The 14,080-nt window shown below is 31.7% G+C and carries 5 protein-coding genes; all 5 read right to left on the bottom strand.

All coding sequences use genetic code 11. The features are described 5' to 3' along the window. Positions 1-3 precede the first annotated feature (3 nt). On the bottom strand, positions 4-4,497 hold the full coding sequence (locus tag BTO04_RS05015; RefSeq protein WP_087563456.1) for a DUF3883 domain-containing protein: 4,494 nt from the start codon (positions 4,495-4,497) through the stop codon (positions 4-6). Between the two features lie 178 nt (positions 4,498-4,675). Next, positions 4,676-5,389, bottom strand: a complete 714-nt coding sequence (locus BTO04_RS05020; protein ID WP_087563457.1) for a hypothetical protein — start codon at positions 5,387-5,389, stop codon at positions 4,676-4,678. 1 nt (position 5,390) lies between these two features. Next, complete coding sequence (locus BTO04_RS05025; RefSeq protein WP_087563458.1) at positions 5,391-6,707, bottom strand: restriction endonuclease subunit S; 1,317 nt, start codon at positions 6,705-6,707, stop codon at positions 5,391-5,393. Further along, the gene (locus tag BTO04_RS05030; RefSeq protein WP_087563459.1) at positions 6,707-9,094 is read right to left on the bottom strand and encodes a class I SAM-dependent DNA methyltransferase; all 2,388 of its coding nucleotides are present in this window, start codon (positions 9,092-9,094) and stop codon (positions 6,707-6,709) included. The genes BTO04_RS05025 and BTO04_RS05030 overlap by 1 nt, the downstream gene beginning before the upstream one ends. 342 nt (positions 9,095-9,436) lie before the next feature. Beyond that, complete coding sequence (locus BTO04_RS05035) at positions 9,437-14,050, bottom strand: AAA domain-containing protein (protein ID WP_087563460.1); 4,614 nt, start codon at positions 14,048-14,050, stop codon at positions 9,437-9,439. Positions 14,051-14,080: the final 30 nt, after the last annotated feature.

Below are 14,080 nucleotides of genomic sequence, written 5' to 3' on the forward strand. Positions count from 1 at the left end.
TTACTATTTAATATTAAGCGAAATTTCATACTCTGATGTGATCGGATCATATTTCCCGTTTGTAAAGAAATCCTTTATTTTGATAATTTCATTTTTATTCCTTACCAGCCAAATTTCATAATTTTCATCCTCTACTTTTCCAAACTCAAATTCAGACCTTGATAAAAAGAAACGGCCACCATCAAAGGTCTTTACTTCAATATACTTTAGGTTATCATTTTCATCTGTAAAACGGAGGTCACAATGAAGGCCTTCATTATCTCTAGCAACCCAATCAACATTTTTGAAATTATTATTCTTCAGGTAATTAAAAACAAATTCTTCAGATGTATTACCCATTTCTTTCAATTTTCTCTCTTCAGATTCCTTTGGCGTAAAAACACCTCTTCCATTCATTTTGGCGCTTCGTCCTCTTTTTTTACTTTGTAACTTTTCACTGCTAATAATGATTGGTTCTGGCGCATCATGAATTGTTTCATTTTCAGAATTGGCACTTTCTAAATCAATAGACTCATCAACTTCTATAATTTCACTTTTGATGGTTTCTATAGCATTTTGAAAATACAGTAAACTCTTTAATCTTTCACTCTGATTTATTTTATGTAACTCTTCCTCATTGAATAGTTGTGCATTTATATCCCTAAGTTCTGAAACATCTTTTTCAAAAGACAAATCTAGGTTCTCATATAAACCATTCACATATTCTTTGAATAAAACCTCGAGATCAATGTCAAATTTCAATTTATTACTTTCTGCAATCATTTCAGCAAAATCATGAATGTTTTCAAAAGTATTTATCCGGTTCAAATAATCAGATTGCTCCTCAATAGGAAGCTTATTATATTTTTTCCAAACAGCAGATTTTATCAAAGTTTTCTTTGTTAATAATCTGTTTTTTATGCTCGAATAATGAATTTCTTTTAAATCGATGCTGTAGGGATAGTTTTTAGAAAATATTTCTAGATCAAGAGCAATCTGGTCAAATAGATTCTTTATTTTAAGAATTTGCTTCGGTTCGTTGATGGTTTCATAATCCAAAAAACCCAAATCAATGTCTATCGCAAACTGATTTTTTATTTGAGCTTCCAGACTCAAGTCATCCATATGTTTTTGATATTCAATCCCTTTAGAAACAAATATGGCTTGCCAAAAAGCTTGTTTGTAATCAGCTAAACCAAGTAGTTCTCTAGCTTCATTAAAGGTATCGGCACCAAAATCAGCTTTAATATTTTTCAATATGTCATCATACTGTCCGCTAAACAAATGCCTAAATTCATTTTTATCTCCTCTAACATCGAAAGAGAGAGATACAATATCGGCACAACTATTTGTAAATATCCTATTCGTTTTTAATCTTGTTAATGAGTCTCCATTATTTACTTTTACATAATAATTTTGGTCCTTATGATGAATAAATTCATAGTCTAATACTTCATATAGGTTATCTCCTATTTTATAGGTTATTTCTGAACATAAAATAATCTCAATTTTGTTACAAATAGAAGCTTGCACTTTTTGAATTTTACTTTCGTCAATCACATTTAACCTATACGTTAAAATTATAGGTTTTAACAATTCTAAGAATTCGCTAAATCTCTGATTTAATTCGGGTAATATACTTGAAGATGCCAGTTCTATTTGAATCGTAGAAAGATCATTAATACCAAAAAAAGCTATGGCTTCAACGCCTCCAGATCTGGCAGGAAAGTTAAATACCGGAAAATTCTTCATTAACTGCTTTGGCAGTTTTATATTATCACTGAAATAAATATCATTTTTTTTATATGGTTTTAAGCTTTCACCGTCATCTGCAAAAAGTAGAATATCTTTCTCAAAACCAATCTGGTTTTGTTTGTAATGTGCCAATGCTCTTTTGTAAATAGTTTGCGTTTTTTTACCATTTGGATATCTATCAGGAAGGATATTGATTATCTCGGCAACCTTGTCAATTGATAAATCGCAAAAATCATCCTTAGCACCTAACATGATTAATATAGAATCTATGCGACTTTTTGAAACTTCATGTTCTTTAAAAAAATATTTTCTATAATCTATTGCAAAATTGTTAACCCAGCCATATCTTTCATCAACTAAATAATCCATAAATCCATAAGGACTTAATTTGTTAATTTCATATTTAATATATGACGATTTGATCTGAATAGGATTCCATGTCCTAAAGAAATACTGAACAAAGTCATTATTTTCACTATCATTTAGTTGACGTCTTAAAGTACCATCAAAATGTATCCATAGAATTAGCTTTTCAATGGATATTAAACCCAGTATTGAACTAAGCCCCTTAATAACCATAACACTTGCCTTAAAGCGTTCATCAATATTTTCATTTAATTCTTGTGCTAGATAAAGTCGATAGTCTTGAAAATTTTTATCCTCCTCTGTTATAGACTCATAAATGGCATATTCATTTAGTCCTATCCATTTAAGATATTCTTGAACTTCGTGCGCATCTTGCTCTGGCAACCCAAGGCTTGCGGGCGACCCAATGAAGTCATTGGCAGTATAAATATCGTTAAAGATGGTTTCAGTTATTTTTCCAATTGGATAATAACCTGAGAACACCATTTCATCTACCAACTTAACATTGCCATTTTTGTTTAGGCCAGGAACCCTAATGGCATCAGGTAATTTGGTACCATCATTGAGTTGTAAGAAATTATGAAATAAACATTGATTCATTTCTATAACCGTTTGATTTATCAATGAAGGAGATTCTTTTAAACGGATTCTTGATTCACTAATTATTTTTTGAGCGAGAGTAGCGGGCTCATAACTATGTATGTTACAAAATCCTTTTAATTGATCATAGATAAACCTAGACTTATTAGAATTATCATCAACATTAAACGCAAACTTTTCTAATAATGCCTCGTATAAAATTTTGTTTATAAACTGAATATTGGCAAAAGCCGGTGTTTTAAGCAGATTATCTTTGGTAATTGGTGTATAAACGTATTCCCCTTCTTGTATATTAGTCATTGCATCATTCACCAAAAAAGTCATTTTGTTTTGGAAATCAGTTGTGATAAAATGACAATTCTTTACAATCTGATAAATAAATTCGGATCTTTGGTGCATTGTAAGCTCCTTGATAGCGATGCCGTTTAAAATTTTTACAACATCCTTTAAAACAGATAAATCTTGGTCAATATGATCTTCTAAATAATAATCTTTAAGGCTTTTATCTGTAAGTGGAATCAAATGGCAATCTATCTCGTTTTGGGCATCAATATTTAGTAGCATTTGCCCAAATTCATTAGAAATAAAAATTGATTCTTCAAGCGTTTTATAGATATTATCTATACAAGGTAGTATGGGCTCTGTATGAACAGCCTTATCAATCAATTCATAATAACCTAAATCATCCAATGTGTCAGCCTTATGAGAATGATGCAGTATGTCTAAAGGTTTATAAGACACCTCTTCTTGAGAAAAATACTTCGCAACTTTAGTGGTAAATTCAACTATTTCCTGCAAAATAAACCTATTCTTTTCAGAATCATTTATTTGATTTCTGGTTGCATCCAAATCAAAGGTAGCATGCAATATATAGGGTTGCTTTAATTGTATTTTGGTAGGAAAAAAAGAATATAAATAGGTTGATGACACCTCGAAATTTTCTTCAATAGCAATTTTTGTTTGATAGAGCTCTTCATCTTGTTTTATTTCATCCCAATATTTTTCAGGTAAAAGCGCTTCTTTTTCAAAGATTTGCCAATTAGTCCCGTTCTCAAAACGAATTTTGGTTAAAGGTTGAAATACATCTGAATTTGGTTGCATAGTTTCTCTAGTACAAGAGATATCTTGTTGCCCATCCAACCCTTCAAATTTTATTGTTTCTATATTGTTTAAAAACAATATAGTTTCTGGTGTTATGGCTCTAATCTGTTTTACTATATCTTTTAAAAATTTAATTTTATAGTCAATAATAATACTTGTAACATAGCCGTTTTGCTGTATTTTACCAATATTTGGTAAAGTAAGAAACGGCATGGGTATAACGTGTTCTTTTAAATTCTGTTCTTTTTGTATTGTTTGCTGTATTTCCTTTTCAAATAATGCATTAAAATTTGCTTTACGAGTATTCTCAGAATATTTTAATGAAAAATTATTGCTTTGAATTTCTATAGCATGACTCCAATTGATAATAGACCTAAAACCTAAACCTTTATTACCAATGTATTTTTTTTGCTCAGTTTTAGATGATAAATTGGAGATAAATAATGAGCGATACCCCTTTTTAGAAAAAGGAGTACCAATATTATGAATAGACACTTGTTTTTTATCTTGGTCTAGTTTAATGAGTACCTCTTTAGAGCCCTCATCATCACAATTTTGTAATAATTCTAATAATTGCCGTCCGTTGTAACCTTTAACCGTTTCATTTTCTTGGTTATAGTCACGTAACATATAGCTATAATTGTCAGCATATTGTTTTTTTGTGGATTTTATTAAATTATCTAAATGTTGCTCCATACTAAATCAATCTTATTATCTGTGACAATTTAAAATTTGTCATTTTCATTGTTGTCTGTTCTCTTAATAATAACTCTATAAGCAGGATTCCATTTAGCCTCTCTTCTAGCAACAGAAATTTCATTTTGTAGATTATAGCTTTCAGAGTTTATATCTTCTTTTGAAGCTTTTTCTTTTTCTAAGTTAAAGTCTTCTTGCGCTGGATAATAATTTTTACAATCCTTTCAATATCTTCTAAAGCATAAAGTGTCTGCCTCTCTTCTCCTTTATCTAAATAACAACACACAAGAGTTCGCCATGGTTGCGCATTATATGGATGAAAATCATCATAACTTGGTGTTTTATAGTTTCCGTTAGGGTGTTTTTTATTTGCAACCTCTTCTACTTTATTTAGCTTAACTAATGAGCAACCAAATTGCTCGTCTGCAAACATTCTATAGCAACTGTCTGTATTTAATTTTAAAGAATGTGCTGTATGCATTCCATTATAGAGTAAATAGTATCCTTTACAGCCTGTCATATTCTCAAGTATTCTCAGCGATTCCCATTGTTGCCTAGACTTGCCATTATATCTAATAGTATCGTATTTTTTATTATGTTTTAACGCTTTGGCTTGAAGTGCAAACCATCTGTAACGGTTTGGATCTGTTTCTACAAAGACATCAATATCTCCTCCGTAAGTATTCTCATCATATGCTTTGTTTGTATATACATCAAAGTTCTTTTCAAAGTTGATTCTGTATGTTAAAATATCAGCAATTATCTGTGAGGTAATACCAATCTCTGGCATATCTATTTTAACTTTATGATGATGATTTATGTCATTCCAAACTTTAGAGGCTATCCCATCAAATAATTTGCATCGTAATGTTTCTTCAATTTGTATACTCATACTAACATACCTTTACCTTACCAGTTACCACACTATTTATTAAACTGCTCTTATACTCTTTTAACTTTGCAATTTCTTGCTGTTTTAGGCTAATGGCGGTTTCTATTTTACCACAACCATTTTCTATATATTTTGAAATCTCAGTTCTTTCATTTCGTGGAGGTATTGGCATTTTTATATTGACAACATTATTATTGCTTAGATTTGCTTGTTTAGTTCCAGCTGGCAGACAATACAGCTGATTTAGATAACTATCACTTTGTAATAACATAACAAGATATTCAGGTTCGAAATTATTTTTGGCTGTAATTTTAGCAACCCTTTGATTCAATAAATATTTAGTATCATCATCAATTAAAATTGCGAAACCATAATCCTTTTTCCCTAGAGTTCCGGTTAAAGACATTAATATGTCATTTTTGGAAACAACCCAATCTTTATGTGATTGTAAATATGAAGCATCAACAAAAGTTGGTTGTCTATCCAAACTTAGACAATTCATATAAGTATTAGCAATTTTAATAATCTGTATACCTTCATCTTTAAAATCACTAGAGTTAAAAGCGAAACCGCCTTGGATATTTGCAAAATACTTCAACCGCTTCACCTCCCAATGCTTAGGTATATCACCAATCCACTCCACACCAGAGTCTTTTAGTTTTACATTTGGGTTTAAACCACGTGTAACAGCTTTGTGTATGAGTATTTGTTTGCGTTCTTTTAGCAAGCTTATTTGTTGCTCTTTAATGGTAATGGCTTCGTCTATTTTTGTGGTTTTATCGTCTAAAAATTGTGCGATTGCGGTTTGTTCTGAAAGCGGTGGAACAAAGGTTTTAAAAGCAAAGAAATTATCTTTAGAAATCGTATTTCTTAAACCTGTGTATAGAGGTTTCATTCTTTTATCTGCATCTAAATTCAAATAAAAATAATAAAGAAAGCTTCTATCGAAATTTTCATTCGGCTCCATTACAGTATATGCTCCTGTAATCATTCCGTTATAATCAGATAAACCTACACAACGAGGTGTTTCTTCAACATCAAAAAGGCAAAAAACAAAGTCACCTTTTTTAACTTCTTGGTATGTATCAAATTCAGCAGGGAATTTTCCACCATTATCTAGATTTCTTATTACAATACCTTTTAGAGTCAATGACAATAAATCGTAATCAGCAGATTTCTTCCCAACCTGATTTTTCTTCAAATTAAAAATAAACTTATTTGCCAAAGCTTCCCAATGCTCAGGAATCTTCCCCAACCATTCCACACCAGACTCTTTATAGCGTTCGTAACGTTGCACTTTTGTTTCCGTTTCTACCATTACGCCAAGTTTAAAATTTCTGAAATTAAACCATCACTTAAGGTTTCCAACTCTAAAATATCTTTGGTAACAGCTTCTATCTTGCGCAAAGGTGTATGCTTGTAAAAGTATTTGTTAAAGCTAATTTCATAACCAATTTTGGTGGCATCTAGGTTAATCCACGCTTCTGGAACGTGTGGTTGTACTTCGCGTAAAAAGTAAGAATGTATATTATCTTTTAGAGGTACGTTTTCGGTATCACGTAAGTCGCTTTCGGTTTCATAAGTAATGTAATCGCCTTTTTTTAGAGACTTCTCGACTGCGCTCGAGGTGACATTAGAATTATTATTTGAGTAATAGCCAAAGTCTGATAAATCAGTTTCTGCACAATCTAAATGTTGTAATAGTTTTACTAGTTTATCACCAGAAATTTTTTCTACCTTTTTAATTACTTTTTCAGCATCAGCATCGTACCAACTTACGGCATTTAAAATGGCTTTTTTATCGCTGGCAGAAAGGTTTAGTTTTTGAGCTTTTACCTCATCATCTATATCTTTCTTAAAGTCATTAAAGTTGGTGTATAGTTTGTCTCCAAATACATTCTGTAGCGCTTTTGCTGCTGTTACAAGGCGCAAATGTTTTTTCCAAGTGTCTGCTTTGGTGAGTTTTGTTTTATTAGCAGAAGAAAGGTTTAACTCATTTTTCTCACACCAATCTAATAATTCAGTTGCATGTTCTTTACTTTTGGTATACATACTTTCTCCAAAAGTTTCAAACGCATATTGCATTGGCTCTTGCAATACACGGTCGTAACGCAACGTTTCAATTCGATCTGCAGAAAATTGTGCTTTTAGTCGTTTTGGTCTTTCAATAGTGGCTTTGTAATAACCAAAGTCATCATTATCAAATACCTGAGCAGAAATACCTTGTTCGCCTTCGCGTTCTGCAGCGCTCATTTTGGTATAGGTTTCTACAATTTCGGTAATGTGTTCTGGAGAAAACTCGCAGTTTTTGTTTCCTAAGTTTTTACGTAGTTTTCTATATAATTGTCCTGCATCAATCAATTGTACTTTCCCTTTTCGATTAGCAGGTTTGTTGTTGCTTAGAATCCAGATATACGTGGTAATGCCTGTATTGTAAAATAGGTTGTTTGGCAATTGCACAATCGCTTCTAACCAATCGTTTTCTATAATATACCTACGAATGTTGCTTTCACCTCCACCAGCATCTCCTGTAAATAAGCTACTTCCGTTATGTACAGAAGCAATACGCGTACCTGATGGACTTTGGCTTAAGGATTTCATTTTTGAAACCATTTCCATTAGAAACAATAATTGTCCGTCTGACGAGCGTGGAATGGCATCTGCATCTTCTAAAACATCAAAATAATTTTTTAATTGAATTTGGAAACGTGTATCAATAACATCTTTGCCATCTTTAATGAATTTCTGTTCGCTACTCCAAGACTTTCCATAAGGCGGATTAGAGAGCATAAAATCGAAAGTAGTGCCTGCAAATTCATCTGTAGACAAAGTAGAACCTACTCTAATGTTTTCAGGGTTATTTCCCTTAATCATCATATCACTCTTACAAATAGCATAGGTTTCATCGTTTATTTCTTTTCCGTAGAGATATACATCACCAGTTGCTTTAATTTCGCCCTCTTCATCTTTAATAAAGTTCTGAGCTTCGGTTAACATTCCACCAGAACCACAGGCAGGATCATAAATAGTCATTACAGGAGGCAAGTTGTCTTTTATAGGGTCGAAGATAATGTGTGTCATTAAATCGATTACTTCACGCGGTGTAAAGTGTTCTCCAGCTTCTTCGTTATTTTCTTCGTTGAATTTACGGATCAGTTCTTCAAATACGTAGCCCATTCCTAAATTAGAAAGTGCAGGTAATTTTCTACCTTCTGAATCTTCTTTTTCAAAAGGAGTAAGGTTGATATTCGATGATGTAAATTTTTCTAACACATCTAACAATACATCTTTACTAGCCATGTGTGCAACTTGACTTCTCAATTTGAATTTCTCGATAATTTCCTTCACATTAGGGCTGAAACCGTTTAAGTAATCTTCAAAATTGGCTTGCAAGATTTGTGCGCTGTTGGTAGCTGTATCTTTTATTTTTTGAAGTGTCCACTTACTAGTATTGTAAAACACATATCCAGATGCATCTCGCAAACCAGACTCATCCCATTCTGTAAACTTAGCTTCGTCACGTTGAAAGGCCAACTCTTCTAAAACGGCATCTTTGGTAGGTTCTAATAGTGCGTCTAATCTGCGTAAAACAATCATTGGTAAAATAACATCTCTGTATTTTCCACGCACGTACACGTCTCTAAGGCAATCGTCTGCAATCGACCAAATGAAGGATACTAATTTATTGTGTGATGATTTGTTCATAATATATTCAGAAAATTATTTTTGTTCTTAATTAAGCTTTAAATCTATAACAATTCGGCTAAAGATTCAGGGTAAACTATCCATTTTGAGCCTTTTGAATTTTGCCTATTTCTAAAAACACATTTAGTTTATTAAATATTCGCCTAGCTGTAAATTTTTATTTAGTCTTTCGTTTTTTTTACGATTGTCTTATTTCGATTATTTTCTATTTTATAGTCATACACCAGTATTATACTTTTCAAGCCTCTCAGCAGCCATAGTAAAACCCTAATCTGTCATTTCACTAATTGAACAATGATGGCAATATATCTATCTCATCTTATAAGTTTCGTTCTAATTTCATTAGTATACTTTATCAATTTTAACTCTTTGATTTCTTTCAGGAAATTTAACGGTTACACCTTCTTTGTTACCTAATAATAATTTGCCTAAATCACTATATATTGATAATATCTGAATACCGTCTCTGCTTAAAGGTTGCTGATTTCTAGGTATATCCATTAATAACACTTCTTGTACTTTGTTTTGCATGTCAAGCATTATAATTTTGCATTTACTATTAACTTTTATAAAGGCACCATTTGAAATGTTTGTTTCTAAATATGCACTGGAAAACAAATCAATTGCAACGTGTTGCTCTGATGCTAATTTATCAGCATTGTGGGTATTGGTATATTCTCCACTACCATTTTGTTTTAATTCTTGCTCGTCTTCAAGTTCAATATCTTCAATTTGCTCCTCTTCGATCTCTGGAAGTACTTCTGTTTGTTTTTGTGAATTTCTTTCAATAAAACTAACAAGCTTCTCCAGTTCTCTATCTGGATCAATCTTAAAACTTGAGTAGGTGACTCTATGTATTTTCCAGCCAATTCTTTCTAAAAATTCTTGTCGTTCAATATCGTAAGCTACATCATCAATTGAAGAATGAAAAGCATCACCATCACACTCTATCGCCAAAGGCGTACCGTTATTATAAACCACAAGATCTAATATAAAATGCACGTATGTTTCTCTTCCTAGACGTGGATTGTGAAACAATTCTTTTTTCTTTATTTCATATTGAGGTACGATAAATTGATACCCTCTATCAAAAAGCAAACTTGCAACATCATATTCAAACCAACTATCAAATGGTTTTGGTCGATTTTCAGGAATTCTGTATCTTTTTTCTAAATCTTGGGGTAATTCTATCGCTAACACAGGACTGAACTTTTCATCAAAAAATGATATAATTTTACGCCGAAAATCTGTGGCTCTTAACTGCTCTAATTCTATGGAATGAAATAGAATCATCTGCTCTTTAGCCCTACTTAAACCTACATTTATTCCTCTTAATTTTGAAGTAAGGTTATTTTCAATATTGTCTACAATAGACGTTGGTGCGCTCATAGAATTGTCATCATTTACAGTATTTGCCACCCCTAACGAAACTAATATGACATCTCTTTCATCGCCTTGAAACTGTGCAGGACTATCAACAATTATATTGTGTTTTTCTAAATCTTTAATTGAAAACTCTTCAACTATGCCTTTCAGCTCTTGTGTATGTTTTGTTAAACCTAGACTAATGACGCCTATCGTTTTATTGTTATACATTGGATCTTCTAGCATCTCATGTAACTTTTGAGATACTGCCGCAATTTCTTCTTTTACTATTTTATCTTGTAGATAAGCGTTTTTTATAAAAATCCTTTTCTTAGGTAGCAGTCTATCTGCACTTATTACTTTTAAAGGGACTAACTTATTTTCATAAAAGTGTTTTTTTGAAAAATCAATCAATTCTGGTACACATCTGAAATGCTCTCTCAACATTTGATTTGTTGTTCCTGAAACCAAATTTGCTAATGAGAATAAACTTGCGTCTGCCCTTATATTTATGGCTTCTGCTCCCATAAAATCAAGATTGTTTATTCTTAGAGAATCAAAAGCTTCATTTGTGATTGCTATATCTTCTGGTGACGTCTGTTTTTCATCACCAACAACAATCATCTTTTTACCATAATAGCCCAACAAAAGACTATTAAAATTGAGCTGACTCGCTTCATCTGTAATAATACAATCAAAAACCTCTGGCACAGTATCTACGGTTTTTAACACATCATCAAATTTCATTACCCAACACGCAATATTTGGTGCAATTGCTTTTGCAGTTTGCTGTGCATTTCTTCTGAATTTATCTTTATCTGCTATACCGCGTTTACTCTGTTTAAATTCGTGTTCAAACTTTGAAAGTAAATTGATGAAAGTATTTTTTTCGTTCTCGTTAAAGCGCTTTTTAAAATTATCCTTAGCCAGACCACTTAAAACATCAGATTTACAATTTTTAATTTCCTCAGTCGCATAACGCAGGCGTTCGCTTGTTTTTTGAAGGTCTATAGATGTTGCTTGTTCTACTTGTTGTACACTATACTTTAAGTAAAAAGAATCTTTAATAATATTACCTAAAATTAAGGATGAATCAGGCTTTAGATTATCTAAAGTTTTTGGAATATAATTTTCTAATGTCTTTTTTGTCCTATCAAATTCTTGTTGCGCCAAATGCGCCTTTTCTAAGACTATCAACCTATCCTTTACAAAAACTACATCTTCCGCATTTTTAAATGAACTGATATCAATTTTTGAAACCACCTTTTTGATTTCCTTGATAGCCTCTCCTACTTGTTCTTTCTTATTTATAATAATAACTGATGCTTCAAAAACAGCTACCAACTCCTTCGCTTTTAATGAAATGCTCTCACTGTTTATATAATCTATATTATACTTTTTTACAAACCCCTTTACAGCATCTGCATTTAACTTATTTAAAACTTCTAAATTAATACCAACCTTGGTTAATCCTTTTTCAGTAGCACGTTGCATTTCTTTTAAACTGCATTGTTCATTAAGGGTATAATCAATAAAATCGTTTTCACTCAATAATTCTATAAGTTCATTTAATTTAGAAAACGTATTTAGAAATGTCCTAAATTCTAGCAACGTTTTTCTGTTATTACAAAACACGTCGTTAACAGAAATTTGATCTATATATTTTACATTTTTATAAAGTGAATTAAATTTTTTCTGAAGAAATGAAAGTTTATCTTTCCCTTCTGGCAATGAGGCCAAATACGTAGAGATATCTCTTAAATATTTTGCTCTGTCTGTCTTTATATCTATGGCAGATCTATTAATCTGGTAATCTTCAACAACCGTCTCAACAATAGAGCGCTTGAGCAATAAGGTCTCAAGAAGCTCCTTATCCTTATTAATTAAGTCTTCATTTTTAAAAGGCTCTAAACTTTTTAATAATCCATTAACTCTATCACTATTAAAATCTTTTAAGTCTTCTACTTTTAAAACTTCAAGCTTACTTTTTAATTCTATTTCTAAGTTATCATGTGTTTCAAAATCAACTAAATCTAATAACCCTAAAGTTTCCTTAAAATCTATAGCAGAAAGCTGTTTATCTTCAGCTTGTAATTGTATATACTTTTGCAGCGCCTTAGTAATAACATTAGAATGCGCTAAGGTTTCTTCATCAATGGTGTCTTTTATAAAATCCCAATTTGCTTTCTGCTTTTCAACAAATGTGTATAATTCATAGATACTAAAAGATTTCTCAAAATATGGAATACTTATTTCAGTATATTCTTGAGATAGCAACTGTGCTAGCTTTGCTTTTTCCGCATTATAGTTTTCTTTATGATTATTTAATCGCCCTAAATCTTCATTAAGGTTGTAACTGTTTCTATCTAACAATAATCGACGAATATTATCTATACTATTAGAGAGTGTATAGTCAGAATGATTTTGTTGTTTTATATCCGCCATTATCAACCCATTAAATTGATACGGTATCTTGTCTAATAAAGATTCTAAAGCTTTATCTGTTTTAGCAGTAATTAAGATGCGTTTACCTTCAGCAAGCATTGCGCAAAGTAAATTCACAATACTGTGAGATTTCCCTGTTCCAGGTGGCCCAGTTACCACAGATAATTCGTGGGTTTTATAATTTTTATATATTTCTAACTGTTCCCTGTTATATGGTAATGGAAAAAATTGTTCGAAATCAGATGCCTCCAAACTGGTGAATTTATCCTTTATGGATTCATACATATTAGAGAAATAATGTGACTCCCCTTGAGCCAAATTAATTTTTTTTCCCAATAAAATATCTAATACAGGCGGACTCACATTATTATCAGCAGAATAATTAATGATTTTGTCCATCAACCTTTGAAAATGTCTTGGACGCTTATGTCTTAAAACAAAACATGGTGCGAACCTGACAAAATTAGTCGTTAACGTATCTATTGGCTTTGAAGTGCCAGGATCAAAAACCAAACTTGGATGTAATGCCAATACATCATTACTCATCATTTTTTTAAAAGCAGCTGTTTTTAAATAGTCTATGCCAAGCTCGGCAATTCCTTTTTCGAATGCGCTAATAAGTTCTAAAAGCTGGTTTCTATCTATTTGAGGATGATTTAGAAAAAAAGCATCTATATAAGGATCTTCACTTATATGTAATTTAAAGACAACAGTACTGCCTTTTATAATTGCTGTAAGTGGGATATGGAAAAGGTGTACTTTAACCATAGCGTCACCTAGTTTTAAATGAAACAGCCCAAAAGAATAGACAAATTCTAAGCTACTATTTTTACCAGAATCCCTGGCAGCTTGGTATAAATAAGAATATGTCTCTCTATCAAATTTTTCTTGAAATGTTTCTTCATCTTCATCGTCATTATCATTTTTTGGTAAAGGCCGCTTAACATCTAATAATATTGTCGACGTTACATTTTCTTCCCCAACAGCAAACAGGTCACCAAATTTATTTTTAACTACAATAGAAGACCCTTCAATATCTTCTTTCCATAAGGTGTTTTTTAAACGCAATATGTTTTTAGATCCTCTTTCGAGTAACTTATTGTACTCTCTTAAAAACTCAATATATTTTTGAATAACTGTCATCATAGTATTTGTTTATTCAACGAATAGGCTTTC

The organism is Polaribacter sp. SA4-10 (assembly GCF_002163835.1).
Lineage (GTDB): Bacteria > Bacteroidota > Bacteroidia > Flavobacteriales > Flavobacteriaceae > Polaribacter.

What these genes read in the sequence shown, in the direction of transcription:
- BTO04_RS05015 (WP_087563456.1), bottom strand. Translation starts at nt 4,497, where the DNA reads ATGGAGCAACATTTAGATAATTTAATAAAATCCACAAAAAAACAATAT.
- BTO04_RS05020 (WP_087563457.1), bottom strand. Translation starts at nt 5,389, where the DNA reads ATGAGTATACAAATTGAAGAAACATTACGATGCAAATTATTTGATGGG.
- BTO04_RS05025 (WP_087563458.1), bottom strand. Translation starts at nt 6,707, where the DNA reads ATGGTAGAAACGGAAACAAAAGTGCAACGTTACGAACGCTATAAAGAG.
- BTO04_RS05030 (WP_087563459.1), bottom strand. Translation starts at nt 9,094, where the DNA reads ATGAACAAATCATCACACAATAAATTAGTATCCTTCATTTGGTCGATT.
- BTO04_RS05035 (WP_087563460.1), bottom strand. Translation starts at nt 14,050, where the DNA reads ATGATGACAGTTATTCAAAAATATATTGAGTTTTTAAGAGAGTACAAT.